35 protein-coding genes and 2 pseudogenes are annotated in these 26,720 nt (G+C 49.3%); 21 read left to right on the forward strand and 16 right to left on the reverse strand.

Annotated features, from left to right (window positions below; all coding sequences use genetic code 11):
* Nucleotides 1–78 precede the first annotated feature (78 nt).
* A pseudogene (locus RYZ59_RS20740) lies at nucleotides 79–528 on the reverse strand (recombinase family protein); the annotation flags it as partial.
* On the opposite strand from RYZ59_RS20740, the pseudogene RYZ59_RS20745 reads away from it, so the two are divergent.
* Nucleotides 519–746 (forward strand): annotated as a pseudogene (locus RYZ59_RS20745) (transposase); the annotation flags it as partial. The pseudogenes RYZ59_RS20740 and RYZ59_RS20745 sit on opposite strands and share 10 nt — an antisense overlap.
* Nucleotides 732–884, forward strand: coding sequence for a tail fiber assembly protein (locus tag RYZ59_RS20750; RefSeq protein ID WP_318050431.1), 153 nt, complete (start codon nucleotides 732–734; stop codon nucleotides 882–884). The pseudogene RYZ59_RS20745 and the gene RYZ59_RS20750, both read left to right, overlap by 15 nt.
* Here RYZ59_RS20750 and RYZ59_RS20755 read toward each other — a convergent pair.
* The 8 genes from RYZ59_RS20755 to RYZ59_RS20790 form a co-directional block, all read right to left on the reverse strand.
* Nucleotides 856–1,449 (reverse strand): tail fiber assembly protein, encoded by a 594-nt coding sequence (locus RYZ59_RS20755; protein ID WP_318050356.1) that lies wholly within the window; start codon nucleotides 1,447–1,449, stop codon nucleotides 856–858. The genes RYZ59_RS20750 and RYZ59_RS20755 overlap by 29 nt on opposite strands.
* Nucleotides 1,449–3,026 (reverse strand): hypothetical protein, encoded by a 1,578-nt coding sequence (locus RYZ59_RS20760; RefSeq protein WP_318050354.1) that lies wholly within the window; start codon nucleotides 3,024–3,026, stop codon nucleotides 1,449–1,451. Before RYZ59_RS20760 ends, RYZ59_RS20755 begins: the two co-directional genes overlap by 1 nt.
* The gene (locus tag RYZ59_RS20765) at nucleotides 3,023–3,481 is read right to left on the reverse strand and encodes a phage tail protein (RefSeq protein ID WP_318050352.1); all 459 of its coding nucleotides are present in this window, start codon (nucleotides 3,479–3,481) and stop codon (nucleotides 3,023–3,025) included. The genes RYZ59_RS20760 and RYZ59_RS20765 overlap by 4 nt, the downstream gene beginning before the upstream one ends.
* A gap of 72 nt (nucleotides 3,482–3,553) precedes the next feature.
* Entirely contained in the window at nucleotides 3,554–4,399 is an 846-nt protein-coding gene (locus tag RYZ59_RS20770; protein ID WP_318050350.1) for a phage tail protein, read from the reverse strand.
* Nucleotides 4,396–5,835, reverse strand: a complete 1,440-nt coding sequence (locus tag RYZ59_RS20775; protein WP_318050348.1) for a baseplate protein — start codon at nucleotides 5,833–5,835, stop codon at nucleotides 4,396–4,398. Before RYZ59_RS20775 ends, RYZ59_RS20770 begins: the two co-directional genes overlap by 4 nt.
* Nucleotides 5,832–6,212, reverse strand: a complete 381-nt coding sequence (locus tag RYZ59_RS20780; RefSeq protein WP_071444835.1) for a hypothetical protein — start codon at nucleotides 6,210–6,212, stop codon at nucleotides 5,832–5,834. The genes RYZ59_RS20775 and RYZ59_RS20780 overlap by 4 nt, the downstream gene beginning before the upstream one ends.
* Nucleotides 6,213–6,216: 4 nt before the next feature.
* Nucleotides 6,217–10,113 (reverse strand): hypothetical protein, encoded by a 3,897-nt coding sequence (locus tag RYZ59_RS20785; protein WP_318050346.1) that lies wholly within the window; start codon nucleotides 10,111–10,113, stop codon nucleotides 6,217–6,219.
* 117 nt (nucleotides 10,114–10,230) lie between these two features.
* Nucleotides 10,231–11,049, reverse strand: a complete 819-nt coding sequence (locus RYZ59_RS20790; protein WP_126510687.1) for a hypothetical protein — start codon at nucleotides 11,047–11,049, stop codon at nucleotides 10,231–10,233.
* A gap of 253 nt (nucleotides 11,050–11,302) precedes the next feature.
* On the opposite strand from RYZ59_RS20790, the gene RYZ59_RS20795 reads away from it, so the two are divergent.
* Genes RYZ59_RS20795 through RYZ59_RS20805 form a run of 3 tightly spaced genes read left to right on the forward strand, consistent with a single transcriptional unit; the run spans nucleotide 11,303 to nucleotide 13,103 of the window.
* Entirely contained in the window at nucleotides 11,303–11,764 is a 462-nt protein-coding gene (locus RYZ59_RS20795; RefSeq protein ID WP_318050429.1) for a host cell division inhibitor Icd-like protein, read from the forward strand.
* 1 nt (nucleotide 11,765) lies between these two features.
* The gene (locus tag RYZ59_RS20800) at nucleotides 11,766–11,957 is read left to right on the forward strand and encodes a hypothetical protein (RefSeq protein WP_318050345.1); all 192 of its coding nucleotides are present in this window, start codon (nucleotides 11,766–11,768) and stop codon (nucleotides 11,955–11,957) included.
* Nucleotides 11,958–11,972: 15 nt separating this feature from the next.
* Complete coding sequence (locus RYZ59_RS20805) at nucleotides 11,973–13,103, forward strand: RNA-guided endonuclease TnpB family protein (protein ID WP_318050344.1); 1,131 nt, start codon at nucleotides 11,973–11,975, stop codon at nucleotides 13,101–13,103.
* Between the two features lie 523 nt (nucleotides 13,104–13,626).
* On the opposite strand, the gene RYZ59_RS20810 is transcribed toward RYZ59_RS20805, so the two are convergent.
* The 7 genes from RYZ59_RS20810 to RYZ59_RS20840 form a co-directional block, all read right to left on the reverse strand.
* Nucleotides 13,627–14,328, reverse strand: a complete 702-nt coding sequence (locus RYZ59_RS20810) for a phage tail protein (RefSeq protein WP_318050343.1) — start codon at nucleotides 14,326–14,328, stop codon at nucleotides 13,627–13,629.
* 54 nt (nucleotides 14,329–14,382) lie between these two features.
* Nucleotides 14,383–14,934 (reverse strand): hypothetical protein, encoded by a 552-nt coding sequence (locus RYZ59_RS20815; RefSeq protein WP_126510690.1) that lies wholly within the window; start codon nucleotides 14,932–14,934, stop codon nucleotides 14,383–14,385.
* Nucleotides 14,935–14,936: 2 nt separating this feature from the next.
* On the reverse strand, nucleotides 14,937–15,428 hold the full coding sequence (locus RYZ59_RS20820) for a baseplate protein (RefSeq protein ID WP_318050342.1): 492 nt from the start codon (nucleotides 15,426–15,428) through the stop codon (nucleotides 14,937–14,939).
* 79 nt (nucleotides 15,429–15,507) lie between these two features.
* Complete coding sequence (locus tag RYZ59_RS20825; protein WP_243457034.1) at nucleotides 15,508–16,080, reverse strand: hypothetical protein; 573 nt, start codon at nucleotides 16,078–16,080, stop codon at nucleotides 15,508–15,510.
* 70 nt (nucleotides 16,081–16,150) lie between these two features.
* Nucleotides 16,151–16,861, reverse strand: coding sequence for a hypothetical protein (locus RYZ59_RS20830; protein WP_197385930.1), 711 nt, complete (start codon nucleotides 16,859–16,861; stop codon nucleotides 16,151–16,153).
* A 10-nt stretch (nucleotides 16,862–16,871) separates the two neighbouring features.
* Nucleotides 16,872–18,458, reverse strand: a complete 1,587-nt coding sequence (locus RYZ59_RS20835; RefSeq protein ID WP_318050341.1) for a phage tail protein — start codon at nucleotides 18,456–18,458, stop codon at nucleotides 16,872–16,874.
* 45 nt (nucleotides 18,459–18,503) lie between these two features.
* Nucleotides 18,504–20,258, reverse strand: a complete 1,755-nt coding sequence (locus RYZ59_RS20840; RefSeq protein ID WP_318050340.1) for a capsid protein — start codon at nucleotides 20,256–20,258, stop codon at nucleotides 18,504–18,506.
* A 165-nt stretch (nucleotides 20,259–20,423) separates the two neighbouring features.
* On the opposite strand from RYZ59_RS20840, the gene RYZ59_RS20845 reads away from it, so the two are divergent.
* The 16 genes from RYZ59_RS20845 to RYZ59_RS20920 are packed head-to-tail and all read left to right on the forward strand — an operon-like array spanning nucleotide 20,424 to nucleotide 26,671.
* Nucleotides 20,424–20,825 (forward strand): hypothetical protein, encoded by a 402-nt coding sequence (locus RYZ59_RS20845; RefSeq protein ID WP_071444845.1) that lies wholly within the window; start codon nucleotides 20,424–20,426, stop codon nucleotides 20,823–20,825.
* Nucleotides 20,822–21,013, forward strand: coding sequence for a hypothetical protein (locus tag RYZ59_RS20850; protein WP_071444846.1), 192 nt, complete (start codon nucleotides 20,822–20,824; stop codon nucleotides 21,011–21,013). Before RYZ59_RS20845 ends, RYZ59_RS20850 begins: the two co-directional genes overlap by 4 nt.
* Before the next feature lie 46 nt (nucleotides 21,014–21,059).
* On the forward strand, nucleotides 21,060–21,296 hold the full coding sequence (locus RYZ59_RS20855; RefSeq protein WP_071444847.1) for a hypothetical protein: 237 nt from the start codon (nucleotides 21,060–21,062) through the stop codon (nucleotides 21,294–21,296).
* Entirely contained in the window at nucleotides 21,293–21,694 is a 402-nt protein-coding gene (locus RYZ59_RS20860; RefSeq protein ID WP_240498901.1) for a hypothetical protein, read from the forward strand. The genes RYZ59_RS20855 and RYZ59_RS20860 overlap by 4 nt, the downstream gene beginning before the upstream one ends.
* Nucleotides 21,691–21,903, forward strand: a complete 213-nt coding sequence (locus tag RYZ59_RS20865) for a hypothetical protein (protein ID WP_318050339.1) — start codon at nucleotides 21,691–21,693, stop codon at nucleotides 21,901–21,903. Before RYZ59_RS20860 ends, RYZ59_RS20865 begins: the two co-directional genes overlap by 4 nt.
* A complete protein-coding gene (locus tag RYZ59_RS20870; protein WP_318050338.1) occupies nucleotides 21,896–22,174 on the forward strand; it encodes a hypothetical protein in 279 nt (92 codons plus the stop codon). Before RYZ59_RS20865 ends, RYZ59_RS20870 begins: the two co-directional genes overlap by 8 nt.
* On the forward strand, nucleotides 22,171–22,806 hold the full coding sequence (locus RYZ59_RS20875; protein WP_318050337.1) for a hypothetical protein: 636 nt from the start codon (nucleotides 22,171–22,173) through the stop codon (nucleotides 22,804–22,806). The genes RYZ59_RS20870 and RYZ59_RS20875 overlap by 4 nt, the downstream gene beginning before the upstream one ends.
* Nucleotides 22,803–23,156 carry a hypothetical protein gene (locus RYZ59_RS20880; RefSeq protein ID WP_071444851.1) on the forward strand — a complete coding sequence of 118 codons (354 nt, stop codon included), beginning with the start codon at nucleotides 22,803–22,805 and terminating at the stop codon, nucleotides 23,154–23,156. The genes RYZ59_RS20875 and RYZ59_RS20880 overlap by 4 nt, the downstream gene beginning before the upstream one ends.
* A gap of 11 nt (nucleotides 23,157–23,167) precedes the next feature.
* Entirely contained in the window at nucleotides 23,168–23,761 is a 594-nt protein-coding gene (locus tag RYZ59_RS20885) for a hypothetical protein (RefSeq protein ID WP_318050336.1), read from the forward strand.
* Nucleotides 23,758–24,462 carry a hypothetical protein gene (locus RYZ59_RS20890; protein WP_318050335.1) on the forward strand — a complete coding sequence of 235 codons (705 nt, stop codon included), beginning with the start codon at nucleotides 23,758–23,760 and terminating at the stop codon, nucleotides 24,460–24,462. Before RYZ59_RS20885 ends, RYZ59_RS20890 begins: the two co-directional genes overlap by 4 nt.
* Entirely contained in the window at nucleotides 24,455–24,727 is a 273-nt protein-coding gene (locus tag RYZ59_RS20895; protein ID WP_222214508.1) for a hypothetical protein, read from the forward strand. Before RYZ59_RS20890 ends, RYZ59_RS20895 begins: the two co-directional genes overlap by 8 nt.
* The gene (locus tag RYZ59_RS20900) at nucleotides 24,724–25,212 is read left to right on the forward strand and encodes an ead/Ea22-like family protein (protein ID WP_318050334.1); all 489 of its coding nucleotides are present in this window, start codon (nucleotides 24,724–24,726) and stop codon (nucleotides 25,210–25,212) included. The genes RYZ59_RS20895 and RYZ59_RS20900 overlap by 4 nt, the downstream gene beginning before the upstream one ends.
* Before the next feature lies 1 nt (nucleotide 25,213).
* Nucleotides 25,214–25,525, forward strand: a complete 312-nt coding sequence (locus RYZ59_RS20905; RefSeq protein WP_318050333.1) for a hypothetical protein — start codon at nucleotides 25,214–25,216, stop codon at nucleotides 25,523–25,525.
* Nucleotides 25,522–25,884 carry a hypothetical protein gene (locus RYZ59_RS20910; RefSeq protein ID WP_318050332.1) on the forward strand — a complete coding sequence of 121 codons (363 nt, stop codon included), beginning with the start codon at nucleotides 25,522–25,524 and terminating at the stop codon, nucleotides 25,882–25,884. Before RYZ59_RS20905 ends, RYZ59_RS20910 begins: the two co-directional genes overlap by 4 nt.
* Nucleotides 25,881–26,153 carry an antitoxin gene (locus RYZ59_RS20915; protein WP_257661547.1) on the forward strand — a complete coding sequence of 91 codons (273 nt, stop codon included), beginning with the start codon at nucleotides 25,881–25,883 and terminating at the stop codon, nucleotides 26,151–26,153. Before RYZ59_RS20910 ends, RYZ59_RS20915 begins: the two co-directional genes overlap by 4 nt.
* Complete coding sequence (locus RYZ59_RS20920; protein WP_318050331.1) at nucleotides 26,150–26,671, forward strand: ead/Ea22-like family protein; 522 nt, start codon at nucleotides 26,150–26,152, stop codon at nucleotides 26,669–26,671. Before RYZ59_RS20915 ends, RYZ59_RS20920 begins: the two co-directional genes overlap by 4 nt.
* Nucleotides 26,672–26,720: the final 49 nt, after the last annotated feature.

Consider the following 26,720-nt stretch of genomic DNA (forward strand, 5'->3'; position numbering starts at 1 on the left):
CTACTGATTTGAAAGGTGCAGAGTAGTGAGTATGTGTATTGCAAATAAAAGGAGTTGGCTGGGGCCGTTTGAATTTTTCTAGCCTTCCTCCAAGGCCTGCTCCCATATCGGTCGCTTGTTGAACTCGGCTTGTTCATCGGCATCCGTATACGCATCGTCCAGACTTTCCATCTGTGATGCCGGAAACTTTTTATAGAGCGTCGAGACACCAACATCGAAAATAATGGCGACCTGATGACGGCTCATGCCGTCGAGGATCAGACGCCCCATCTGCGCCCAATCTTCCTGTGAGTATTTGGGGGGGCGACCACCTATTCGGCCTTTTTTACGTGCAATAGCCAGGCCCGCGCGCGTTCGCTCAATGATCATGTCACGCTCCATTTCCGCTAGCGCCGACATAATATGGAATGTGAAACGCCCCATTGATGTATCGGTATTTATGCCTTCGGTCAGAGACAGAAACTTGATATTTTTCTGTTTAAATGTTTGTAGCAGATCAGCCAGGTTTATGAGTGAACGCCCCAGACGGAGCTTACGATACCCGGTTGTGTCACGATGAACTGCGGGGTAAGAAAATCAGGGCCTTAATTCCTCCCCGAAAGGGGGCTGGTTACTGGTCGGGGAAGTATGCAGACAGGAACCGTGCAGTTGCAAATCAGCGACTGAGCGGAAGCAATGCCCGGTGGAAATGGACAACAGATTATAACCGGCGGTCGATAGCGGAAACGGCGATGTACAGAGTACAGTACGCGGTTGATGCAGGCAAAGCGACGGCTGAAGAAGCCGCCGACCTGATAAACTGGCAGGATTACCAGCTGGATTTGATGCGGGTTGATACGTCAAAACCTGACTGGCCTACACCTCCGGGGGAACAGGCCAGTTAACATGCTCTGGGTCAGTTGTCACATCGACCGCCTTAACCTCGTTTTTATAAGCCATCCACGCCGACAATTTAGCTTTGTTGGCGTTGCTGATTTCACCCAGCATCAGCTCTGTTCGCCAGTCGAGCATTACTTTATCGGCACTGGACAGCAACTGAATACGCAGTTTTTCGGCGCTGGCTATCGCCGCATTTCGCTGCGCGTCAGCATCTGTAACCCACTTGCTGCCATCCCATTTATCATACTGAGTGGATGGCGCAACGGTTGTGTAACCTGAACGAATCTCCCCTATGTAATCAACGAATTCCGGGGTTCTGTCCATAGTTGAATAGACCGTAATGCCGCGATGGTCTGGCTGTTGCTCCCATCCAGTACCGTTGAATACAGCTACAAATCCCGACCGTTTCTCTCCCGGATTGATATCCGTTGAATACCCTGGCATGCTGACGCCAGGATGAATAAATTCATCGGAAAACCCGCAGTATTCTCCCGTGGCTGCATCATAGTAAAAGCAGACGACATTTCCCGGCTCAATAGCCAGTCCATTTTCATCAAAAACAGGTTTCATTATTTTGCCCTCACCAGACAGTTAAATGCTATTGAACGTGGTGCGGTTTCACCGGCGCCACCGCTCTGCGTTTTTGTATATATTTTTGGGGTGGCCACATCATTTTCTACCGTGACCCAGGTAGAAGAGAAATCGTCCACGCCAACGGCCATCCTGCCTGTTGGTAACACATGCGTATGCTCCTTGAGGCGTGAGTCCGCCCACCCCAGTAATGGCTGTGTCGGGTTCACGCCGCGCCCATCGTCAAAAATACGAATAAAATCCCCCCGCATATCAGGAATAAACAGACCCGGCCACATCAGCGCCAGTTTTGGATATTCGGCGGCAGAGAACGACGTATTATTGGTTTTCAGAAATATCATGTTTGACCATTCCGGCACGACTGTATTTGGCATTGCAGCCAATGACCAGTAAAACGGGATTCCAATAGGGGGAGCGCCTGCTCCCAAACCAAGGTATTCGAGAACCTTTGACACTGACTCTTGCCCGATCAGTACGCGACCAACAGCAGTGAGATTTGCCAATGAAACACTGTTGCGCCCATCAAAAAAAGCCAGCTTGTTTGCAGCGGTATTTAGGGCTGAATATGCTGTTAGGATTTCATGAAGAGGTTGTTTGGCTGCCAGTGAATTTGTCATCGTTGTGGCAAAATTTGGATCATTGCCTAATGCTTCAGCTAACTCTGCCAGTGTATCCAGAGCTTCAGGAGATGAGCCAACTAACGCCGCGACCGCAGCCTGAACGAACTCAGTATTCGCAATCTGCTTGTTGCTGACACTTAATGGCGGCGTGGGTACGGTTGCAATCCCAGTCAGGGCTGGATCATGTAGCGGAGCCTTCAGCGCCAAGACAGCATTAAGTGTGTTGAAGAAATCAGGATCATTGTTAATGGCATCCGCAATTTTCTTCAACGTATCCAGACTCGCTGGCGCATTATCTACCAGTTCTTCAATCTGTTTTTCTGTTTCGTCACGAGCTGCTTTTACTGCTTTTTTTACCGCGTGAGATGATGCGCCAATATGATCGGCATCGCTGCCTATCTCGCTGCTTAATGTAATGCCAAGAGCCTTGTTTTGCCGGTGTGAAGAATCGATCATATCCAGCGTTAACTCTGTCGCATCAGCAGGTACCGTTACACGGCATATCTCCAGATGATTATCTGCCAACGGCACACTAATATTTGCAGTAAAAATCCGCGCTGCATGGATATCTGAACTATCGTCAACCTGACTGGTTTTGATACCGTACTGGTAATTAGCTTCCAGCATTACGCGTGTAATACCATTCACTGGGATCGCCAGCGTCACATCTTCAATTTGTTGAACGGTTATCTGATGATTATTTACATCAACCGAGGCCACACCATGACCGCCAGGTCCCTGAAGTGATGTAATTTTAAGGTTCAGACCACCAGCAAGAGCAGGTTTAAATCCGCCATAAATACCAGGAGTAATGATCCCCTTCATCTTGCGGTTAAATGCAGAGGAAGCGTGGAAATCATAGTATTGAACATCTGCCAGAAGAGCATGCTTAACTGCAGAACTCAGGATGGCAATCTTGTTAACAGTCTCGCTCATCTTGAGTTTCCTTTCTGCTCAATCGTGAGCAAGATGTTGTATCTTTTTCCCTTATACAAACTGTCCTGCTGGGCGCAAAGCACAGCAAAGGTATTGCCCTGATCGTCGATTAGCGCAAGAGTATTAAAATCGAATACATCATTTTCCGGCAGAGCCGCTTCAGGCAGGACAATACTTACCGTTATGGTAGTGCCCTGCAAAGTGCAAATCAGTTCGCTCTCAGCAAATTTTCCGATTAGCTGCTCGTTGGTGAAATCAACTGGAATTTCGGCAATGTCCCATCCACTGTCAGGATTTTTTGTTACCAGATCAGAGCGACCCCAATAAGCTTTCATTAGCCTAAAGCGGCTACCAATCCCGATCGCTGATTCCGCACGACGGGTGTAGTAATAATCAAGCAGTTTTGCCTTGTACTTCCTGCCGTCTGGTGAAGATAAATTGATGCTATCTGACATATGAAAACCCCGTCACTAGAACTATGACGGGATAATAATCAGTCTGTACTTTGTACCTGGCGCATAACTCTCCTACCCACGGTTGAGGATATGCAAATCGAGGGGCCAGGCGTCAACCGGCATAGTGTCCAGTCTGAGATAAATAGAATCTTGCGAGCACGTTTGTGGCGTAATTTCACCAGCATCATAACTAGCCTCCACATACTGAAGCTCTATAGACTCACGAAACGGCTGAAACAGAAATGCGCGGCTACTCCCGACCGTTGCAGAGGCATACTTCATAACCTCTTCTGCCTCTTCCAGCCAGAAATCAAGCCTGAGTGAAATACCGTCAAAAACAGTCTCCAATGGGAGTAAGGGGGCAACAATTCGATCAACGTCTTTTATCAGGCGTTTAATCAGTTTGTCCTGTTCCTCATAACCGTATATTTCATACAACTTGTTCAGATCGACGTTGATTGTGCCACGGGAGGTAAGAAAGAAATCCCCGTAACTCTCCTGTGCTACTTTAACGCCATTTTCGGTTGTGAAAAAAGTACCGTATGGGAAGCGCTCCTGATCAAGTGGCGCATACAGAGGCTCCCAATTTACCGGCAGGTTGCCGAACTCACGCCAGAACGTCGAGATAATTGGACGATCCGTCCCTTTGAAATGGACCTCATCAAGACGCTGAGCCAGCAAAATAGGCCTGCTTGCCTTATCGGTTTCACCCATGACGAAAAATCGTCCGTATTCACTGATACGGGTATCCAGATCTTCAGAGTGCATAGTGAAAAATGATTTACGATCGCTTAGTCGAGAAAGTAGAGGCTTTACTTCGTCCTCGTAAACAACCTGGACAGCATCAGCAAAATCAGGCCATAGTCCTGTCTCCTGTTTTTCTGGTATTAACTGCTTTTTCAACCAGTCTTTTATCATCGAATTCCCCCCCCAGGCAGACGGATATCAAACACAGAGTCTTTAGTGTTGAGGTAGATAAAGTCATTCAGGTTTTCAGAAGGCAGCATTCCGTTAACAACTATTTCGAACGTACTGAGTAACTTCATGTCATTGACGCACGCCCACATGTCTTTCACTTTAACCTGCACAAACTGCACGTCGTTATCTTCTAACTCAGCTCCAAAGCTTGTGGAGTCATAGCCGAAACGAGCTTCCAGCGTGTCCCGTATCTCCTTGATCGCGTCGTTAATTACCACGTTCTTATTTGCGCTACCGGTCAGCGAAATAGTAAAGGGCTTCGGGTTAACCGGCACCCAGCGGAAATTTTTATTCAGATAATTCGGTACGCCTTTTAGAGCACTATAGATCAGCTCTGACAGGTGCTCTTGGCTTACTCCGGGCTTATGTCCACTGAAGAAAATCGTATTGATGTTGAGAAGGTCTTTTTTGCCTGTGGCTGCTTCTTGCTGCTGCTCACCCCACACCGCCAGCCAGCTCAAGCCGGGAACGTGTCGCCGGATAAAATAATTATAGTCCCCACCCCAAACGACTTGCTCATCAAACGGTACGTAATACTGCGCGCGATAGCGCGTATCCTCCGTAGATTCAAAGCCACTACCGCCGGTGATCGGAGTGGTTGTAACCACTTCCAGCATTTCTACCATTGACGCGATATTGCCTGCAGGCGTCAACTTTTGGCCCTGGGCCAGCGTTGTTTCCCCCTGACTACACCAGGCTTCGATCTCGACCCGGCTTCCGGCTGGAGGCATGGCGCCAGTCGAACCATTACCAAATCGGACCCCCAACTGCTCAGATGGCCTATACACCAGTACATAATGCTCACTTGTGGCGCGTGACAGCCTGAACATAGGATTGTACTTCCACTTCCTTCGCTCACCGTTCACCACGACAAACACGTCGATAGAGGCCGTTTCAGAGGTGATATCTTTAGGCAAAAGCAGTGTGTAAAACGCACTTTCTTTCTCAATATTCGCCTGAATGTGGACCAACTCCATTTGCTTGACGCTACTGACTTCGACGGCTTCACCTGCAGGGATCGTAACAGCGTCTGAAAGAACATAGGGTAATTCCATTGATGACAGGAATTCTGAATAAATCGGCAACTGTAGTTCTTGCTTAGTTTTATTCCTGATACTGACAGCACCAGCCGACGGCGTGATCAGTGGGCCGACGTATCCCCTATCTTCAGCTGCAGCGAGAATGCTTGAGCGCTTTGTTGCTGTAGAAATAAATCCCTCACCCAGCGCCCTTCTTGCATGGTTCTGCGCCATATAGATAACCTGAGCGCCAAAAATGCTCATCATCTGTATAAACTGGCTATTTGCAAAACGCGCCCACCATGGTTTGTCTTGCAGCAACCCATTAAATTTTTCCAATAACTCCTGAATGCTCAAGATGTTCTCCCATCGGTGTTTTTCATGCGGAAAGTTGTAGAGAATGTGCCGCTCGGCATCGCAAAGATGATTTCCAACATATCTACTGAAAGCGCCGCGCACCGCACCTGAAAAACTCTGAGTGAAGGCAAATCAATGCGCAGCTTCTTAATCAATGCGTTTTCTATGGCAACTTCCACAAAAACGCTTTTTTCCGATCCAAGCGGTTCATGTTTGAAATTCACTAACGGATTACCCCATGATGGCAATCCGTAAATACTGCCAATAGGTGTTCTAAGCCACTCATCCAGACGGGCCTGATCTGCCTTATCAGCCCCTTCCATCACGATCACACCACCAGCATCAACTCTCAGTAACCCGTCAATTTCATATATCACGAACTTAATCCCTCAAAAGGCCATCGAGCGCCGCATCTCTGATAGAGAATGATGCAGCTCTACGCGGTGCTGGTTGCGCGGTATGAACAACCTTTTCTGGTGCGCCATCTTTCTGTTTTGAAACACCTAAAAGTTGTTCCATCGTAGATCTCATACCTCTTAGCTCTTTCAGAATATCCACATCGTGATTTGCAGTGTCAGTGCTTAATGACGGACGAATTCCACTGCTCGCCAGGTCCTGAACGGTTGGCATAGACTTCGGAATAGACAGGCTTGACGATTGCTGTGGCACAAAGGCTGGCTGAGCAGTCTGGTCCTTCGTTAACAGAGAAGTTGAAGCGTCTGTAAGCGAACTCATGCCACTATCAAGCCAGGTACCTACCTTGTCGGTGACAGGAGCTATAGCACGCTGAATGGTTGGATCAGACATACCTGCAGCATTCAGCGCATCACCCACGATCTGATTACCACTAAAACCGCTGATAGTCTGATTTAGCGTGTCACTGACTGCCGGAAGGATAGATGCACCAACAGCTTTTAAACCGTCAACAGCGCCCCCCATCGCTTTCTCAAACATGCTTTCTTCTGGCACTGCAGCATCGCGCGCGGTTACTCTCGGAATGCCAGAAGTAGCGCCAGGAGCTGCGCCTGCAGCTGGACGTCCGGACGCCGATACAATGGTAGTTGCCTGCGTGTTTTGACGATTAGCGGCATCCCTGCCTCGGCGCGAAATTTCAGCTGCCGGTAGTGCAGCAACTTCAAGCGAGGATGGCATCGTTGCACCGGCGGGAAGTGATAGCCCAGCTGAAGGACGATTCTTTGCCATTCCCCTGACGTTATACTCCGTCATCTTCTCCTGCAGCGCGGCATCCAATTTACCAGGAGCCGCAATTACAGCACTGGCCCCCGTTGCAGCTGCAGATTTTGTCTTGTCCCATATACTGGCTGAACCTGACGAAGCTTTTTCAGCTATGGCTTTTGCGGCTTCTTCGCTCGATTTAATGGCTGATTTAGGTTGCGACACGCCCTCTTCTGGTCGATTCTTTGTCATCCCTCGAACGCCGTGTTCATTCAGTTGTTCCTGAACAACTTTGTCCACTTTAGCCGGGACGTCAGCGACAGCTGCAGGTGTCGCGATTGGAGCAGGATCTGGTGACGGCGAGACTACTCCTTTTGGTGCGGTTGTTATTACTTTGCTGCCGGTGCTATAGAGGGAGTTTTCCGCTACTGGAGCCAGGCCTTTGCTGGCTCGGGCTTCATTGACTACTTTCAGAGACTCATTGCTAAATTTACCGCCAACCCATTTACCGTTTTCATGGGTGCCGATTGAGTCTTTAATGAACTGATCCGTAACCTGTGGATTGCCACCTTCGATCGTAGCAATACCACGCATTAGCTGAGTCATTACTTCGGGATTGGTCATATCCAGTTGCTGACCGGGCTCCACCCCCATTTTTTTGGAAAGAGAACTGATATAGTCCTTCGTGCTGTTTTCGCTTTCTGGGGCGTAGACCTTGATAATATCCTCAACAGTATTGAGTTTTTTACCGCCAGTAGCTTTTGATTTTCCGTTTGAATACAGCGTGAGTTGGTTCGCCAGCGCTCTAAAACCCTCTTCCGGCGTATTGAATTTAGCGAACCTCGCTTCACCTTTACTGTTTGGGTCTTCGAGCCTCGCACCCTCCTGCCCGACGTAGTTTAGGTTTCCAAAGTTGTTGTTGCGGAATGAACGAACTTTAGCGTTTTTCCCGCCGATATTCAGGTCTGCGCCTATATCATTGGCCTGAACGGATGCATAATCAGAGACAGATTTACCAGCGGAACCAACGTTATCTTTACCCCATTCGCCACCCTGCAATGGTGTACCCAACTGATTAATTGCATTAACAGTTTTATCGGTACCATCAGATACGGCTTTGGTTATTTCGTTGCCCTTATCCTCATAGGATGACGTCACTTTTGATATGGCATCGCCAACCGCAGACATGCCGGAATCAAGGCCTTTTGCAATGCTCGATGTATCGAAAGTCAACGCATCGGCAACGCCGTCCATCCCAAGCATGCGCGCACCGGAAGCCAGCAGGCCAGCGCCACCAGATACCAGCCCCCCCATATTGAGTACGTTCGCGGCGGTAAATGCCGTTTTTTGGCGAGTGCTAACCTCTTTGTCATCGGCAACGCTGAATGCTGCTCTCTGCCCTTCTTCATCGGTGGCCCCGTCATAAGCGTCCCAGCCAATACTAAGCGCTGTGCCGAGAAGAGGTATTGCCTTTAAAGCTGTCTTTGCGCCAATCTTTCCACCAGCTTTGAGCGCTCCTGTTTTGGCAGCTGCTTCTCCAGCTTCTTCCGCTATAGGAGCAACAACTTTAGCCGCAGCGGGTTTGGCGGCAGCTTCAGCCGTTTTAGCGGTCGTTTTTTCCGCAGCGGGTTTGGCGGCAGCTTCAGCCGTTTTAGCGGTCGTTTTTTCCGCAACAGGTTTGGCGGCAGCTTCAGCCGTTTTAGCGGTCGTTTTTTCCGCAACAGGTTTGGCGGCAGCTTCAACCGTTTTAGCGGTCGCTTTTTCCGCAGCGGGTTTGGCAATAACATCCGTTGCGACTTTAGCCCCTGTAGCGACGAGAGCGCCCCCGGCAGCAACACCACCAGCACCTTTGAGTACATTGGCTGTGGTCATGACGGCCTTCAGCTTGCCTAACTTGCCAGAACGAGGCTTCCGCGCTTTTTTACCGGCTTTCTCAGGCAAAGACACATCACCTCGCCCAATACGGCCTGACCGCCCCCTTTTCCCTTTTCGACCGAAGCGATCGGCGAACCAGCCGCCTAATCCACCTCCGGCTGCGCCCTTTGCACTACGCTTAATTTCTTCCCTGATTTCGTCCAGCCCTTCAATGATCCTTTCATCATTGGCTGCAATAACCTGGGTTTGTTCCTGAGTGGCCTGAACGCCTTTTTCCTGAGCACCTTTGCTGAAGGTTTCTGCTGAAGATTTACTACCCATTGTTGGTGGCGGTAAGGGCTGCGTCACTACATCAGGATATGTCTTCGCGGGGGAAGGCTCATTCGGCTCTTTACCTTCTTTTTTATCGTTTACCCATTGCTGCAGGGATACAACGTTATCGCTAACGCTCTTGCCGAGATCAAACATTCCCCGGCCCAACATCCACACAGGCCCACCAACGGCAGCACCACCTACCAGCTCCGCACCGTCAGCATTCAGCTTTGAATCCTTTTCACTGCTACCCTTGAGCATGCTGCCCAGCCGATTGAAAAAGCCACCCTGTAACTTTTCCTGTTCTTTCAGCCCTAACTTTTGCTGGCGAACTCGACTTGTCTCTTCAGCTTTGTCGCGGGAAACAAAGCGCCCGGACGCATCACGATTTGGCGAGTTATTACTTTCTTCACTCGTTCTGATTTCTCGTGCTTGTTGATGACGCCGTTCACTGGATGGTTTTGGCCCCCTCGCTCGTACCAATGTCTGCCCATTTGCAGCCAGCACATCGGCATAAGTTCGATTATTTGCCGCGCGAACACGCCCCTTTTCGCGCCCCTCGCCGTCTAATTTAGTCCCTTTTATACGTACTTTTTGGGATGGCGCTGGGCGCTCATCATAAAGGTCCCTTTCATAAGTTCTTTTTTGTTCTTTTTTGGCTGTTTGTGGGCTTTTTGTATCTGCTTTTTCGGCCTGTAGCGGTCTTGAATTTTTAGGGCCAGGGACATTTGTGCGTTGCTTCAGTCGGCGACTAACAACCAGAGCTGAACCGTTCGACTCTCCATCGACAGGTCCACGTTCATTTGCCGGGGCTAAGTTTTGTAACGCCTGGGAGATCTTAGCTAACTCTCCTAATTCGGCTTCGCTGGCTTTCTCGATGGCATCAATGATGCTTAACCGATCCTTTTTAACCATCTTTAAGACCTCTTGGGTTTGTACTTATCCTGCAGCGCTTTATTCATTTCCAGTGCTCTCCATTCCGGCAGTCGCTCCACGTCGCTTACCGGCTGATAGCCGTAAAGCGTGAGGTTGTTAATAACGGTTAACCAGCCACTCAGATTTAAAGTTTGGAATGAATGAGCTATTCCGAAAGGGAACCAGCAATCGAGTTGCCTTGCCCTCCTTACCCTCTGCTTCACAGCTATGCGGAGGGAGAACAAGGGACACAACACCGCGCTCAATGCTCACGTCTAAGCCATGCCGTAGCTCACGTTGCATTAAGTGAATTTTGGCAACTAACGGTACAAATTCGGTATCTGTAGCCATGGTTGCGATCAAGTCATAACGGCGATTTGCTGCAGCTTCGTAGTCATCCGGGTCGTCATCAAGAGCCGTATTCAGGGCAATTTCAGCCAGACGCATTCGACGCTCAGCATTTTTGTATTCAGGGTCGGTTTCTTCAGGAAGCATGAAACGGAGTTTTTCAAGCATACAAATCCCCCGACCATCCAACGGCTTTAATGTCCATTCAGTCGGAACACCCTGAACCGGTACCGTTACGCGCCGTTCTGGAACCTCTGTCAGCAATTCTGCACTTTCAGAAAGCTCTCTCAGGTCGAAGTCATAGAAATGAGTTTCTCCGCAGTGCTGGCAGTTGTAGGGGTACGTGGTGACTGTATCCGTGCGGGAATTGATATAAATCCACCAAAGGGCAGTACGACGATCCTGCGCCGTCCAGAGGGCGCTATCGTTAACCTCCCCAGCTTGCATGGCGTTGAGGTATTTCGTTGTCGTGGCTTCCTCTTGGTCCGGCAGGCTATCGCTATACAACATAGCGTCATCCACCGTTGGCATGCGGAAGTGGATCTCTGTTCTTGGTTGGGATGGTAATGGGAAATCAGGAATTTTCATCAGCATACCTCCGGGAAACCACTGCCTTCAGGCTGGGGAGGAAAGAAGGTGGTCTTCAGGTCAGTTGTATTGCGATTTTTCAATGAGAAAACCTCACGCGATTTAGTTGTTCGCGTTGGAGGGTAAAGGATTTGTGCTTTAAAATACCATTAAATCTAAGATGGTTATTGTGCGCGGCATGACTGTGTGACACTATGACTGTCACAAAATAAGCCTCTTAAAACAGGTTGCACTAAAAATTGAAGATTGATACATTTCGGCCCGTAGGCAAAAAAAGTCTACCGGGCGTGGAAACCTGTTTATCTTCAAGGCGACACAGACGCCATTAGCGTCTTTTTTTGTCGCAGCGTTAGCGCACACCTTTAGCGGACCGGCTCCGCAATGCATTATGGTGGCGCTGGCGGGGCAGCTTTCGGGCTGGCCGGGTTCCTTGAAGACCGGTATTTCCACCCCCGTCAGCGTCACCACCAGATCAGAGCGTGGAAACTCCTGGTGGTGGCAAGTTTTGCTACTTCAAGGAGATCAGCACATGCTGGCAACCCCTACCCAAACACACCCCAAATATATCTGGCTGATAGCGGCTGTCCGTCGCGACTGCAAAATTCTTTCGGCAAAAATCCATCACATTCCCGCAGAAACAGAGCGTGAAGCCCGCCATTTTTTACTCCGCGAGCACGTCTGTTTTTTCGCTGGTCGTATCGTGCGGGGTGAATAAAATGGATTTAAATAAAGCACTTAACGGATTGCTTGTAATAGAAAACACCATGTCGCGCCGTCTTTGCTGGGGCAGAAACGAATTTATTGTTCATGACGGCGAACTGGTTATTTTCATTAATGAAAAAGGTGCAATTCAACCCTACGAACCTTCCGTTATCGACCTGCTGGTTGATGACTGGATTTTGATTTAACGGGAAATTAACCAGATGAAACGCGCATACAAATACCGATTTTACCCGACCGCCGATCAGGTTGAGCTTTTGGCTCAAACATTCGGGTGTGTGCGTTTCGTCTATAACAGCATTTTGCGCTGGCGCACTGACGCGTACTCTGAGCGTCAGGAGAACATTGGCTATACGCAAGCCAGCGCACGACTTACCTCCCTGAAAAAAGAACCTGAACTATCCTGGCTTAACGATGTTTCATGCGTCCCGCTTCAGCAAGCCTTACGCCACCAGCAAACCGCCTTTGTTAACTTCTTTGCAGGACGGGCGAAATACCCGACTTTCAAAAGCAAGCGGCATAAACAGGCGGCGGAATTTACTGCCAGCGCGTTTAAATACCGCGACGGCAAGTTGTATATGGCAAAGAGCAAAGCGCCGTTAGATGTGCGCTGGAGCCGCGAATTGCCGTCTATGCCATCCTCGATTACCATTTCCAAAGATGCCGCCGGACGATACTTTGTATCCTGCCTTTGCGAATTTGAGCCTGTATCACTGCCGATCACCGCTAAAACGGTCGGCATTGATGTAGGTTTAAAATATTTGTTCGTCACTGATACCGGATTCAAAACAGGCAATCCCCGCCATACCGCTAAATATGCGAAGCGATTAGCATTACTGCAGCGCCGTTTGAGCAAGAAACAAAAAGGCTCAAAAAATCGCGCTAAAGCCCGCTTAAAAGTCGCGAGCATCCACGCAAAAATTGCCGATTGCCGTCTGGATAACTTGCACAAGTTATCCCGCAAACTGATTAACGAAAACCAAGTTGTTTGCGTCGAATCCCTGAAAGTGAAGAACATGATCCGCAACCCGAAGCTGTCTAAAGCGATAGCAGACGCAGGCTGGTCTGAATTGGTCAAACAGCTACAGTACAAAGGCGAATGGGCTGGGCGGTCAGTGGTCGCAATTGACCAGTTTTTTCCGTCCTCAAAACGCTGTAGTTGTTGCGGATATACCATGCCCAAAATGGCGCTTAACGTTCGTTCGTGGATATGCCCCGAATGCGGGGCAGACCATGATCGGGATATTAACGCGGCCCGAAATATCAAAGCTGCAGGACTGGCAGTGTTAGCCCTTGGAGAGTCTGTAATTCCTAAATCGCTTAGTGTGGCTTAGGTTCAACTCGTTGAATTGGGAATTTCTCGCTCTTAGGGCGAGGAATGTCAAGTTTGCCCCAGCAATGAAGTGATGCTGAGTAGGATAGGCAGTCTGTGTTTTATTTCGTGGCGCGCGCAGAGAGTATGACAATCATATCATGTGACCGTCATATGTAATGACCATCATAAAACATGATAATAAAAGCATGTTACAAACACATGCCAATACTGAGTGACGACATGAAACCGTGACAATACGACAATACGACAATACGACAATACGACAATGCGACAATACGACAATGCGATAGTGTGATGATGTGACAGTATGAATATATGAATGTATGGGCGTATGAGCGTATGAGCGTATGAGCGTATGAGCGTATGAGTGTATGAGTGTATGAGTGTATGAGTGTATGAGCCAATTTATTGAGGTAGAACAACCGTGTCCACGCGACTGTTTATGACAATCACATAGGATGAGTATATGACAATCATTGAATAACAAATAATGACTGTCACATAGTATGAAGATATGACAATTAAAAGTTTAAACCGTCACTAACTTTACCCGTCAGCCCAGATATTGCGCTACCCGCAAGCCCACTCAACCCCTTGTTAATAGACGAACCTTTAACAAATGATAGAGGGTATGACATGAACTCTGTTACCTGGTCTCGCGACCAAGTGACTTCTCCCAGCGTGGTAGGGATCATTGCAGCTTCTTCAGCCAGTGTGCGCTGACCGTCCTGAGATATCCGATAGAGTCGAACATTCATAAGATAGGAAGGGGGGAGGTTGATGGTACCGTCATTATTGATAACCTTTGCACGGCGCTGATCGAACCATTTATACAGATCACCATTCTCGTTATCACGAACGGTCATCGTAAGGTTTCCCGCTGTTCGGTGAGTTGGCTTGTTAAATTCAATCCCCCCGATAATTTTCGACTCAGTTTCGATGTTGCCAAAACCAAACGTGACATCTTTGGCATACATGTCTATTCCGGGCATCCCATCAGCTTCAACCGTCCATTGCCAGCCCTGCGCATAACGAATACGCATTGCGGCCTGCAGGATTGATTTAGCGGTCGATAGTTCCGCAGGCATGCCACCGAACGAAACCGACCTTCCGCTGGTGATCGATGTGGCCCGGTCAAGAATGTTGGAAATAAGATTACTGCCGATAGATTTAGCACTGGCACCACCAGTGATGTTATTCGCCAGCCCATCAAAAAAACCCATAATCACCTCGTGAGCTGGTGGAGTGCTGCAAACTATGCAGCACTGATCCACGCGTTACAGTATGGTTGCGCCAGGGATAATCGCTCTGTTCGCCGACATTTGCAGCTCCAGCTCTTGCTTGCGCTGCTGCAGAGTAATTTCATCAGGGTATCCACTGGTATCCAATTTCCCGGCGATGGCTACAATGCGGAGTCTCTCCGTGTTTTTAATCGCAATAAGCGCCTCCAGATAGTCTTCCAGGCTCCCGATAATGTCAGCCGGTATAACCCATTTTTCGAAATCACGATCTCTCAGGTTGAGCAAATACGCCATTGTCAGTGGATAACGTTCGCAACCATCCAAATCCAGTTTGATCGAGTCAGGGTAGGGGTCGGCATACACCAGGCCACCGCGACTATCTGTGACATGGATTAATGCCAGATAATCTTCTGGCAGCTTCAGGCTGACGCCTTCCTGCTTGCTTATCTGAACTCGGCCTATTACGCCAGCCTTATCCTGATAAGTCGTTAACGCTTGACGTAACAGGGTTTTAAGCAATGTCTCATCATCCGCGAGAAGCGGCTGAAAGCGCTTTTTAACGCCTTCCAGCATATCGACTGGCGTCATAATTAATCAGCCCAGTTGTAAACGATACGCAGGGTAGGGCGCACAACAGTAGTCACGTCTTCTGAACCGAAATCAATGGCGTCACTGTAGACCTTACAATGCAGCAATTTGCGAGTAATACCGCCATCTGAACCACTGTTAGATTCTGCAGCTGCCTGCAGCTCGATATCGACATACTCTTTGCCATATACCATTTGACGCACGGCTTTAAAGACATCGCCTTTGATAGTTTCTGCACACGTCACCTGAATTTCGCCAGAGTTACGAACAGGCCCATGTTGGTTTATTTTCATGCCACTCGGCGCGAAATCTTCTACGTCTTCACGGGTCATTTCAGGAATTTGGGCTGTACGAATAAGAATAGACAAATTGTCATAACCCTTGATGCGCATCCAGAACTCAGAGCCAACCAGTTTTTCACCGGCGGCAAGGCTCTGATTAAGGCGTTTTTTGAGAAAGCCCATATCGGCTTTGGTGTTGGAAAATCCAGACATAAATACCCCTCAGTTGAAACAGTGGCAGTGCCAAAATTGCACTGGGGGTAGGATAAGTAGTCTGTGATTTACGAAAGGATCAGATAAACATGTAGGGAATGTCAGACTGATTTTGTACAGCCATACCAGAGCACTGCAGTGTAACGGTATTATGCGTATAGTAGCCTTGGGCAGTTTTCGGAACATCGAGTTGATAGCTGACGTTCTGAATCACAACATCCATCAGTTTCAGTCTGCGACCGATATCCAGAATAACAGGGGTGGGTCGGCGTCCTGTAGCAGCCATTGCTGCCAACTCCGGCGACTCCATCTGCAGCAAGGTGGAAATAGCATCATTTACCTCTACCTTCGCATCCATTGTAGCCATCAGATCAATGACAAGGTTAAATGTCGGTGGTGTCTGGCCTTCCCATATCAGCAGGCTATTGAAAGTCGATTTGGTTGTCTGGTCTGACATAGCCTGCGCGGTTGAGGCCACTTTACCGGCTGCAGAACTCACAGCCCCTGCCATCCCCCCTAAGCTGTCATTACCGAACGGTGATTCCCACATAGATTGCAGTTCAGCACTGCTACCCTGGCCTATATAGCCCACAACCATATGCGTTTCTGACGTAATAAAGACTTTCAGGAAGGGGCTTACGCCATCTGGCATTATCGCACCACAAATCATTGTGAAGGCTCCCTAAAAAAGCCACCAGCATATTGCTGGTGGCTCAGGCTCATTACATTCCGCGTTTCTGGCGGAGCTTCATGGATTTACGACGATGTAGTTTTGCCGTGGAGGTTTGCGCTTTACGACGTGCTTTTTTCAGGGCCGCTTTTTGTTTGGAGGTTCGACGCAGTTTACGGATGCGTTTACGGATCAGTTTTACTTTTCCGTCGCGAACAACCTTAATTTTCGGCGCTTCAAACATAGCGTCATCGTCATCACCGGCGATAGTGTATTGAGAAATAGCTTCATCGCTGTCATCAATGTCATTAATTGCATCGTAGACAGCAGCTGCGGCGTCATCATCCTCATCGTCGATCATACTGGTGACGTCTTCCTGGTCTGCGCCAAGTGCAATGGCGGCGTATGCCAGATCAGACAGAGCATCGTTGTAAGCATCAACCTGTTCGTCGGTATAGTCGGCGTTGTCATCTTCCAGATCGGGCAGGTCAGCCAGGGAAATAGCCAACGCACTGAAATCCAGCCAGGTAGGTTCACCGTCGCTAGCCCATTCCACCAGCATAGAAGCAGCCACACTACGACGGTCTTCATTGTAGCGGCGCTCTACCGCTTCCATCATGGCCATTTCTTTATCGCCATCTTTTTTAACCCGCTTGTTCTTATCAGTATTGTTTTCAAGCATGGCTTGTTCTTCGGCGGTTGTATCCATGGAAAAACCGGCCTGAAGCAGTAGGCTATGGTTCATATTACGTTTATTCAGCATCTCTTTTTCCTTAGCGCAAGAGCATCGGTTTACCGACAATTCGACGTGACGAACCCGTCGGGCAAACAGCCCATTCCAGTTCCCACAGATCAATGTCTTTTTGAGTCAGTGACAGGGTGAAAGGAGAGTCGCCCTGGCTTGTATCGCGAGGTTTTACCAGTGCTTCAGCGGCAACAAATCGCTCAAGCAAATCTGTCATGCCCGACGTCAATACAGTTGCCGTAACGCCATCAGGCTCATGTTTTGCAGTCTCAGCAACCTGGTAGAAACCGCGCGCAATCGCGTTCATCAATGAGCTAATAGGCTGCAGGCGCAGGTAGTTGTTTTTGGTGATAGTCGTCAGGTAATCGTCAATATAAAGATCACCGGCTTCATTCATCGCAACCGTGTTGATTCGGGCTTTAACGAACTCTTCGAGATCAATCTCATCCAAATTAGGGATAGGTTTGATGTTCTGACGGCTAATGATGCCCCGCGAAGTCCCAGCTGGGGCGTAATGCCATCCACCAACATCAGGGACCAGCGCAACGCCTTTTGCCTTAGCAATAAATGCCTCACAGGAGATCCCGAATACGACATTCGCGCCAGTGAATACATCGCGGCAGGAATACGGGAAGTAATAGCGGCATGATTGATGAAATCCACCGAGGCCATGTGATTTAGCTTCAGCGATAGCTAACGCGGCTGTTTGTGCGCCCTGCAGGTCATAGAACATATCAACCCGGATATCCTGGGAAAATTTATCCAGATCCGCAATCACCGTCGGGTCGTAGCAACCGAGAGAGAGGACTGCAGTAAAGCTAAACATCGATTTTTTCAGAACCGTCAGCGCTTTTTGATAATCAGCAGCCTTAATCTTCGAAAAATCACCATCGCTACCGCCAGCAAACGGTATTGCTTTAACTGGCGTCAATTCACCCTGAAGCTGAGAGATAGCTTCATGTGCATCATCCGCCACCAGCGCACGTAATCGCGTAGAACCATTTTCCAAGGCCGTAGCCATGAATGCCGGAGTACCCATGTCGGTAATACCTTCAGGATCAAAGGATACCTGGTGCGATTCCAGAATAGTGACGGTACCTGCAGCATCAGTTTCCTGCAGCTCCAGAATGAATAAGCCTTCGGAAGTCTCATCCTCATGTAAGTTAATTGCACGAGAGGTAGAGGCATCACCATCATCAATGTAAATCAGCGCGTGAGCGCCATCAGGCAGGGCAGGGAGCGCCCCAACATTCATGGTGGAGGCTGTCGTTGTGAACGCTTTTGTTTCCGCATTTAGCGTAAGGGCCAGCGTCGGGATTTTCATGTCTGGTGCGCACACGCGAACGACATAACCATCACCGCCTTTTGTCGCACGTTCGACGTGACGCAATGGCTCAAACATAGCGCCCTGACGCGGATGAATAGCCGCGCCAAGCACCGACTGATAGTTATTTGCAGTAACGCGTAATACAACGCCAGGCTTGCCACGGCGGGAAATAACTAACCCAGCGAAAACAGAAGCACCGCCTGACGAATTGGTGTTGGTCGCATCAGCATTAACCGGCATGATCGCGATACCGGATGCCTGACCAACTGCAAAAGGAATTTGTTTCATGTTCAGAATCCTGTTAGCGGCACCTATTCAGATGCCGCTTTGCAATTATTTGGAGGATTTGGCGTCAGTTCCTTCCGGCGGCACTTCAGGCTCAGTCGGTTGATCCGCTTCAATTTTCTTTCCGTTCAGCATGTTGAATGCGCCAACTTTGGCGTTGGTCAGCTGCAGCTTGCAGAAATACGCTTCACCTTTGCGCGGATGGATCTCATTAAGCGCAGATCCCCACATAGTTGTGCGGTTCACCAAAGAAGGGTTCGTTTCGTGGATGTAAGGAATGGCAGGTACGGCATCACCGGTGATAAGACCAGCTTCACCAATGTTGTTACCGCGACCGTAGAAAATCACTTCATTTGAATTAAAGTTGTAGCCATCTTTTACGAACTGGTCACAAACAGCGCCAGGGACTTCAAAGATACGGATGTAGCCAAACAGCGTACCGATGTACTGGACGTGAGGGCTTTCAACGTAGTTCGGGTCCTGGGTGAAATACGGCGAAGGGAGAGACTTAATAAAGTTCGCAGCTTCCCCACCAGCAAAACCACCACGAATGCCGGATTTACGGGTTTTATTGACCATCGCCGTGCTCATTTCATTCACACGATGACGAAGCAGGCCAACCCAGGACTCATATTGCTGAGCTTCCGGCAGTGCTATGTCAAAGTCGTATTTATCGACACAGAAAAATGCCATCAGGCGCAGACGCATCATGTCCTGTTCATGAGAGAGCCAGTTACGCATTGCAGTAAACTGGATCGACTGCATGTTGAGGCCAAATTCACGACTGGCATCAGATGCAGACATGACAGTGTGCTCAGAGGCAACAACATACTGAGATGGGCTAACCTGCCATTCACGCATGGACTGGTTAATCACAGGAATAAGCTCAGGCGCTTTTTCGATGTTGATTTCCAGCTGAATGGCTAATTCAGTACCCACTGCAGGTGCTTCAGTGAAGGTAACAGCGACGGTACCTTTGTCATAAGCAACTTTACAGGTGGCGGAGAATGCCGTCCCGTTAGCATCTTTATCGTTGAAATACAGGTTGCCGTCGCCGTCATCAGCTTTAGATTGACGGCGGTTAATGATCAGCTTCGTGCGACCAGCGCGGATAGCCATATCTTTCCCTTCAACTGCTTTAATTCCAAAGTTGAAGGTTTTCTTCGCGCCATCCGGCTGAAGTTCTGCGGGGAAGATGTAGTAACGCTTGAGTTGAGAATACATACCGGCGGCTTGCATGTGCAGCTCGTCACCGACCTTGAATGAGCCGAACTCCGTCCCTGCAACGTTCAGCAGTTCGTAAATATTGGCTTTATCGCGATCGCACGGTACGAAAGTACATGCGTCAGACGTTGCCGCACCCAAAGATACCGGCAGGATAAGCGCTACAAACTGGGCCAGGCGTAAAACACCATCAGAGGTACGCATATCAGCTGCAGCTGATTCAAACATCGCGCGACCAACGCCTTCATGTTTGTCAGATGCGGCTTCCAACATCAGGTTTTCACAGCAGTATTGCGCGTTTGCCAGCAGGTCTGGTGATGGTAAATCACCGGTACGTTGCTGGTGCTCGATCATCGCCGACGTCCACGCGCTCGCGACACGCTTCACAAAGCGCGGGTCAACACCTTCAAACATCGGATCACGCAATGCCGCATCCAGTGAAGCCTGAGCCAGCTCGTTAGGATCGGTAATGGTGACGCCATTCTTTTTCTGAATATCAACGGTGAATGCTGCGACACGCGCGGCGCGTTGGTTGATTTCATCCATTCGCGCGCGGGCAGGCGAAATATCTTTGCTCACAATTTAGCCCTTATCTTAGGGCGCGGCTGCGAGAGTTACTTTTGACGCGTAGAGATTATGCGGTTTGTACTTTGTTAACCCACCCGAAAAAATACCATAGATTTGATTTATTTTATTTAGATTTACATGTATCTTTACCCTGAAATTATCCAACAGGGAATTGCCGTGGCTTACGAGATTTTTTTTTCATACGAAAGTGGGGCGACCAGCCATAACTACCAGACGGATTCACGTCGTCTTATTGATGCCCGGTTGCATGAACTTCTGACAGAGGAAGAGGAAACGCGGCAGTTAGCGGATCGCATCATCCTTAAACGTGCCGGGAAGATAATTCTCGACATGCCCACCAGCGCCAATAACAAAGAAATCATCAAAGCGGTTTGCTACCCCCGCGTGGGCGCGCCAAGAAAGATTGATACCCCCGTATCCAAGACATTCTACCTACCGAAAAAAGCCGTCGATTTTCTTGAGGAACGCGGCAAAGGCTCCGCATCAAAAGGACTAAAGCAGATCCTGATTGAAACCGGCGGAGAGGAAATGAGTCAGGTCTTCAGGCCTAAAAAATGAGACTGGTCCGGGCGCTGTTTGTTGGCCTGGCGTTTCTCTGCTGGGGGTTGGTGATAGCCCTGGCATGGGGGGCAGAGTGGGGAACAGAAACAGCGGGAAAAATAGCCATGGCATCGAGCCTGTTAGCGCTGGTGTATGGCAGTAGCAGTTACCGAAAAAGTGGACGTAGAAAACAGAAGAGATCGTAACAACGACGTGCTTCATAGCCACAAATTTGCATAAGGAAGAAACAGAATGAACGCCGGAGAAATACAGAGATCGTTACCTAAATGCCCAGCTTGCGGCAACACCCCTGAATTTGCGCTGAAAGAGGATCAGTTTGGTTTGAATAGAGGCGGTATTAAATGCCCATACGACCATTACCGCGCGCATCTCGACAGCCCAATTGGTAGCCGAGAAAAAGCGATAAAAAAACTGGCCCCTATGTGGACTGAAATGGTGCGGAAAATTAAAGAAGGGGAAGCGGAATGAGCAAGCCAACATACGCAGAACTGAAGGCTAAATGCGAGCAACTGGAAGATTTTAACCGGGAAGCAAGCGCTCTGATCGCCACTCTCCAAAGCAATTTATCCAGAGCAACTCTCAACGGGCAAACGCGTACTGCAGCTGTCCTTGATGTTCTCTTAGAGCGCCAGCGCCAGCAAACGGACGAAGGGTATAGCACTCAGCAGGACGATACTTATATCTGCGGGGAACTGGCTGCTGCAGCTATCTGCTACATCGAACCTATGGAGGCGGCTAACTACTGGCCTGCTGATTGGCATGATGACAGTTTTAAACCATCGGATTATCGCCGTAACCTGGTGAAAGCTATAGCTCTCCTGATCGCTGAAGTTGAACGTTTCGATCGCCAGGAGGCAGCACTATGAGCCAGCCTAAAACCCATACCGGAAAAGTCGTTACCAAAGACGGAGATAAGCGTATCAAGTTGCGTGAAACAGCAACAACCTGGTGCGCTGGCCCAAGAGAGACATACGACAAGTTTACCGGGCGTCGTATCGGCGCACCGTACACAAAACGCCGTCTGAAGCTTGACACCATCCGTCCTATTGAGAGCAAGGGAGCTGAAAATGTTTAAGAAGGTTTTCAGCGGTGCCGGTGATTTCCAGGCATGGAACGAATGCAAGAACTGGCTAGATAAGCACGGTTACAGCTACGGTTCAACGTCCTGCCGCGCGCCTGGTGTGGGAGTTCTTAAAGGGGATTACTGCATTGCAAAAATGCACAACCTGACTAAGCAGGAGGTCCAGGAGCTTGACGGGATCGTCGATGGTAACTTTCGCGACGGCCCCGTCGTGTTAAAGCTAAAAGTAGCGCCGGAAGGTATTAACCCGGAGGCCGCGCTATGAGCGATCGCTTTTACATGGCCTGTCTGCGCGATACCGTCGGTAGCAATATGTCCTTTCATTGCGCTAATGGGAAGGGTTACAGCACCAATATCGACTCAGCGCATGTATACACACTGCATTCAGCACAATCAGCATGGGATCGCGGCAGGGATATTGACCTGCCTGTATCTGCAGACTGCATTGACGCCCTGACAGTATGGCATGTTGACCACCAGCATATCCCCGGCAAAACAACGCTGGTGGACGGCTGTCACGCCTACGTCGCATTCGTTAAAGGCGAGTGGGACGGCAATGACGTGTACTGGCTGGCAGACGGCTCATTACCAACGACTGATTTTAGCAAAGCTGCTATCTACACGAATGCCCGGGAAGACAGCGAAGGTCTAGTGTGGTTGCCGTTCTCCGTCGCAGATGCCGCAAAGCGCCGCACGTTCAACATCAATCTTCTTAACCGCCGCAAGATGACTCAGGGAGCCGGATTGCGCGTACCGGCGCACCTGAAGCGCAAGAGTAAGCACCAGGACACAGGCAAAACTCGCTGGAATTGCCCGTTTTGTGGACGTATTAGCTGGCAGCTGACCCCCTATGACTTTGAAGGCTGCAAAAACTACACCTGCGAGGGATCGCGATGAGCACCAGCAACCTAAACGAAGAAACCAAAAAATACCTTCAAAAACAGTTAATCAAGCTGGGTGACATGATTGGTGACGGCCTAGCCGATGAGCCAGGCGGAAAATGGATTCGCAAAGAATACAACCAGACACTTAAAGCGCTGGGTATGGCCCCGCCACGCAAAAAGCGCCGTTCTAAATCGCCTCAACTGCTCGATGAAATCAATCGTCTCATGGCTATACGGATAACTGAGGTTGCATGCCCTCAGTGCAAAAAATACAGCCTCAAACAGTCCCGCTCAGGCTCAATGTCTGCACGGTGTGAGACATGCAATACCGGCTTTAAATTGCTCAGAATGCAAACGAAATAAGGACTAATACCATGATGGAAAAGCAGATATTAAAAGCATTCCATATTCAGGGTGATGAATACGGCATTGTCCGGTTTGCCACCAGCAATGTTGTGGCACGACGCGAAGGCGCTCAAGAGCTGGAAGAAGAGTTTAGCGGCATATCGTGCAAGCGCATGCCCGGAGCAGACAAATATGCAGAGCTGGGGAAAGTGCCAGGCCACGCACTGGTTGAAGAGTTTGGCTGGTGGCAAGAATGCGCATATTGCCAGTGTCACGTTGATAACGAAACTGAGGGTCGTGTGTGGGATGGCGATACCGCTTACTGTGATGCTGAGTGCCAGGCGCGCTGGATGAATTACCTCATTGATGCTGAAACGGAGCGTCAGCGCATAAAGGCGGCAGAGTTGGAGGCCATTGAAAAAGCGATCGCTAAGTTTCCCGGTATTACCGACGTCATTGCTCACCAAAACTTCAAAAAAGAGATCGTCGTTTATTTCCGTTTCCCTGGTGGAACGGAAAGAGCTTCATGGCCCCTCGGAGCCGACAGTGTAGGTGTAGGTCATGGTGATTCTGAGCCGTTAAAAGCTTACCTGCAGTCAATTCGTAAGGACGCAACACAATGAAACTGAAACAGCGCGACACGTTGAGCCAATTTGTTCGGGATGTTTGTAACCATCAAATGACCATCCTGAAAGACGACGGCGTTTATCGTCACATCCGTTTCCAACAACCGGGAACCACCTGCTATTACTTCGATCTCATTACCTGGCCTGGCTACCTGACTATTTGCGGCGATATGGGGACCTGGACGTTTTCCCGTACCCACGACATGTTTGATTTTTTTGCGCGCAATACGCTGGAGATCAACACGTATTATTGGTCTGAAAAACTTGAGGCTGGTGCCGGTTGTTCTGCTCGTGAGCTGATAGCTAAGTCATATGATCATGACGAATTTTGCTCATCCTTGAAGGAATTGCTAAGCACATATTTTAAAGACGACGAAAACGAGCCAGACGTTGATTGGAACGACGAAGACGACGAACCAGACAGTGACAAATCCCGTATTCGTGAAATCGTTCGCGAGCTGTGCCGTGAGGATTTCAATAACGATGTATTGGCATATAACGCCGTTTATGAAGCTAACTGGCCTGCCTGTGTAGATACATGGGAATTGTGCGCTGACATTTCCTATAAGACTTATACCAGCCATTTCCGCTGGATTCTATTCGCTATTGTTTGGGGCATTAGCCGGTACCGCGCTATGCCAATGATCGAAAAGTCGATGACCACATTCCTCGCCACCAGGGAGGTTTATCGTGGCTAAAGTCGCCGAACAGCTGATCGCCAGCATTAAGGGAGCCAGAAGCCTGGACGAACTGTTTTCCATGCTTACCCCTGCAAATCCTATCAAAAACCCGTACCGCGAGTGTGTAAAGCGTATCTCCGCTATTCAGGAAGAATACGGTCCGAACACTGACGCATGGCCTGCAGAAATCCAGACGGAATATGAGTTCCTTTGCAGCGAACGTGATCGCCACGAAGCGGAAGAGGAAGACCAATTTCAATTTGAGGCAAAGAAACGTTTATGAGCCAGCTGACCGACTTAACAGCTTTGCGTGAGCGATATTCACTAAAACCCGTACCGAAATGCCACATTTGCGGCGCAGAAATGACTGTACAGCGTATGTCTGCCAGCCGCATCACTTATGGGTGTACGGGGGCAATCTACGACGATAAAGGTTGCCACTACGCAGAAGGGCGTAGTTTCGTGGACGACCATTATGAGCAGTCCTGCGTCACTGTCGTCGATGTTAGCGACCCGGACGTTCTAGCGATGCTGGATGAGCTGGAAGCAGCAAAGCAAGATTCAGCAAGATGGTTCAAGGCATTTGAAAAAGCAGTTTCCATTGGTGCCCGCTATGAGGAGCGCATAGCAGAACTAGAGTCGCGCACTGCAACACTTCCTGAAGTGGAGAAATGGCGCTCCGTTGATGCTGTACGTGCTCAGAATGCTTACAAGGTTCTCGTTAGCAAAGTCCTTGCCGATATTGGCATAGCCATCAAGGAGGCATGAGGTGGCGAGCAAATCACTGTGGGCAATTGTCGATTTCCTTCGCGTTAACCAGACCATCACGCCGCGCCAGGTTCAGAGCCTGCTGGGATGTGACAGTAAGAAATCACACAACCTGCTACTTCACCTGACGCGCAGAGCGGTAGTTATTCGTACTGGCGAACCGCATCGCCCCGTCTATTCACTTCGACCCGGCGGGGTTCGGAATATCAAACAGATCAAATCAAACATGACAAAAAACATGGTTGCATCAGTATGCCGTACAAGTCCGGCTATGCAGCGTGTACTGGCATTTTACGGGAGAACATCAGCATGAAACCAACGTACGAAGAACTGGAGACTCGTTTAGCTAACGCCGAGAGCAAGTGCAGGGCGCTGGCGGCGGAATTAAGCGCTGTAGATAAAATTCACAATGAAGCGGTATTTATCACCGACGACCATTACGAACAATGTCCGCCAGAAGTGCAGAAGATGATTCGCTCCCTGGCTGTGTTACAGATACCTGCTTACGACGCGTTCCTGGCTGAAGTGCGGGCCAGTGGTGTGGAGATGTTTGCCGGGGAGATTGGCGATTATGCAAAAGGTAAAAGCCCAGCAACCGCAGAAATCATTAAGGCTACTGGTCGAAATGCTTTGAGGTTCGCCGCCCAGCTTCGCAAAGGAGCCGCGCTATGAGCAAATCGTACATCGTCATTCAGCAATATCTGTGGTGCAACGAAAACGGTCATGGGATTGAGTATGTGTCTGACTGCGTTGAATTCGATAAGCGCGACAAGGCCATCAAACATGGTCTTAAACAGCAAGGTAGCGACGATTTCAACATCGGTGTTATCGATGGTGGGCGCCTGATGTCGTTCGACTGGATGGATAAGCCGGTTGGGGAGAGTCAGGACGTTTTGGCGGCAATTGCAGGAGCCATAGGTTACGAAGGAGAAGCCCAATGACAGCACTCAACAAACAAGCGCTGCGTGAAGCGGCTAATGCCGCAAACATAGCTTCATGGGGTAAGTGGGAATCGTATAAGCCACACAAAGGCGCGAGAGGATATGAAGTAAGAGTTGGTGCAAAAGCGGTTGCTCAACACTGTCTTAAAGTTGACTCAGCATTCATCGCTGCCGCTAACCCGTCCACCGTTATTGCGCTGCTGGATGCGCTCGAGGCCGCAGAGAACAACCTCATTGATAGCGAATGTCATGTTGCAGAACTGGAGGAATCGCTACGTGATAAGCAGGCGTTACTGGAAGCCGCAGAAGAACGCTATGAGGATATGCTACGTCAGGCTCGCTCTTTCCGCGAGGCTCACGATTCTGCGGCAGAAATTATTCGAAAACTTGAGCGAAACAAACCAACTGTAACGCTACCAACAACCAGGCTATGGGCTGGAAAGGTAGCGTGTTACGAGGAATGTGAAATTCGTGAAATTCTGCGCGCCGCTGGCATTGGCGTGAAGCAACTGTCTTGAGCACCACCAAATTAAAAGGCCAAATTATGGAAAGAATTGTCCCATCCTT

It is taken from the genome of Citrobacter sp. HN-141 (assembly GCF_033341895.1).
Classification (GTDB): Bacteria; Pseudomonadota; Gammaproteobacteria; order Enterobacterales; family Enterobacteriaceae; genus Citrobacter.

Excerpts from the sequence above, each read along its gene's own strand:
- RYZ59_RS20750 (WP_318050431.1), top strand. The coding sequence starts at position 732 with ATGTACAGAGTACAGTACGCGGTTGATGCAGGCAAAGCGACGGCTGAA.
- RYZ59_RS20755 (WP_318050356.1), bottom strand. The coding sequence starts at position 1,449 with ATGAAACCTGTTTTTGATGAAAATGGACTGGCTATTGAGCCGGGAAAT.
- RYZ59_RS20760 (WP_318050354.1), bottom strand. The coding sequence starts at position 3,026 with ATGAGCGAGACTGTTAACAAGATTGCCATCCTGAGTTCTGCAGTTAAG.
- RYZ59_RS20765 (WP_318050352.1), bottom strand. The coding sequence starts at position 3,481 with ATGTCAGATAGCATCAATTTATCTTCACCAGACGGCAGGAAGTACAAG.
- RYZ59_RS20770 (WP_318050350.1), bottom strand. The coding sequence starts at position 4,399 with ATGATAAAAGACTGGTTGAAAAAGCAGTTAATACCAGAAAAACAGGAG.
- RYZ59_RS20785 (WP_318050346.1), bottom strand. The coding sequence starts at position 10,113 with ATGGTTAAAAAGGATCGGTTAAGCATCATTGATGCCATCGAGAAAGCC.
- RYZ59_RS20790 (WP_126510687.1), bottom strand. The coding sequence starts at position 11,049 with ATGAAAATTCCTGATTTCCCATTACCATCCCAACCAAGAACAGAGATC.
- RYZ59_RS20800 (WP_318050345.1), top strand. The coding sequence starts at position 11,766 with ATGGATTTAAATAAAGCACTTAACGGATTGCTTGTAATAGAAAACACC.
- RYZ59_RS20805 (WP_318050344.1), top strand. The coding sequence starts at position 11,973 with ATGAAACGCGCATACAAATACCGATTTTACCCGACCGCCGATCAGGTT.
- RYZ59_RS20810 (WP_318050343.1), bottom strand. The coding sequence starts at position 14,328 with ATGGGTTTTTTTGATGGGCTGGCGAATAACATCACTGGTGGTGCCAGT.
- RYZ59_RS20815 (WP_126510690.1), bottom strand. The coding sequence starts at position 14,934 with ATGACGCCAGTCGATATGCTGGAAGGCGTTAAAAAGCGCTTTCAGCCG.
- RYZ59_RS20820 (WP_318050342.1), bottom strand. The coding sequence starts at position 15,428 with ATGTCTGGATTTTCCAACACCAAAGCCGATATGGGCTTTCTCAAAAAA.
- RYZ59_RS20825 (WP_243457034.1), bottom strand. The coding sequence starts at position 16,080 with ATGCCAGATGGCGTAAGCCCCTTCCTGAAAGTCTTTATTACGTCAGAA.
- RYZ59_RS20830 (WP_197385930.1), bottom strand. The coding sequence starts at position 16,861 with ATGCTGAATAAACGTAATATGAACCATAGCCTACTGCTTCAGGCCGGT.
- RYZ59_RS20835 (WP_318050341.1), bottom strand. The coding sequence starts at position 18,458 with ATGAAACAAATTCCTTTTGCAGTTGGTCAGGCATCCGGTATCGCGATC.
- RYZ59_RS20850 (WP_071444846.1), top strand. The coding sequence starts at position 20,822 with ATGAGACTGGTCCGGGCGCTGTTTGTTGGCCTGGCGTTTCTCTGCTGG.
- RYZ59_RS20855 (WP_071444847.1), top strand. The coding sequence starts at position 21,060 with ATGAACGCCGGAGAAATACAGAGATCGTTACCTAAATGCCCAGCTTGC.
- RYZ59_RS20860 (WP_240498901.1), top strand. The coding sequence starts at position 21,293 with ATGAGCAAGCCAACATACGCAGAACTGAAGGCTAAATGCGAGCAACTG.
- RYZ59_RS20865 (WP_318050339.1), top strand. The coding sequence starts at position 21,691 with ATGAGCCAGCCTAAAACCCATACCGGAAAAGTCGTTACCAAAGACGGA.
- RYZ59_RS20870 (WP_318050338.1), top strand. The coding sequence starts at position 21,896 with ATGTTTAAGAAGGTTTTCAGCGGTGCCGGTGATTTCCAGGCATGGAAC.
- RYZ59_RS20875 (WP_318050337.1), top strand. The coding sequence starts at position 22,171 with ATGAGCGATCGCTTTTACATGGCCTGTCTGCGCGATACCGTCGGTAGC.
- RYZ59_RS20880 (WP_071444851.1), top strand. The coding sequence starts at position 22,803 with ATGAGCACCAGCAACCTAAACGAAGAAACCAAAAAATACCTTCAAAAA.
- RYZ59_RS20885 (WP_318050336.1), top strand. The coding sequence starts at position 23,168 with ATGATGGAAAAGCAGATATTAAAAGCATTCCATATTCAGGGTGATGAA.
- RYZ59_RS20890 (WP_318050335.1), top strand. The coding sequence starts at position 23,758 with ATGAAACTGAAACAGCGCGACACGTTGAGCCAATTTGTTCGGGATGTT.
- RYZ59_RS20900 (WP_318050334.1), top strand. The coding sequence starts at position 24,724 with ATGAGCCAGCTGACCGACTTAACAGCTTTGCGTGAGCGATATTCACTA.
- RYZ59_RS20910 (WP_318050332.1), top strand. The coding sequence starts at position 25,522 with ATGAAACCAACGTACGAAGAACTGGAGACTCGTTTAGCTAACGCCGAG.
- RYZ59_RS20915 (WP_257661547.1), top strand. The coding sequence starts at position 25,881 with ATGAGCAAATCGTACATCGTCATTCAGCAATATCTGTGGTGCAACGAA.
- RYZ59_RS20920 (WP_318050331.1), top strand. The coding sequence starts at position 26,150 with ATGACAGCACTCAACAAACAAGCGCTGCGTGAAGCGGCTAATGCCGCA.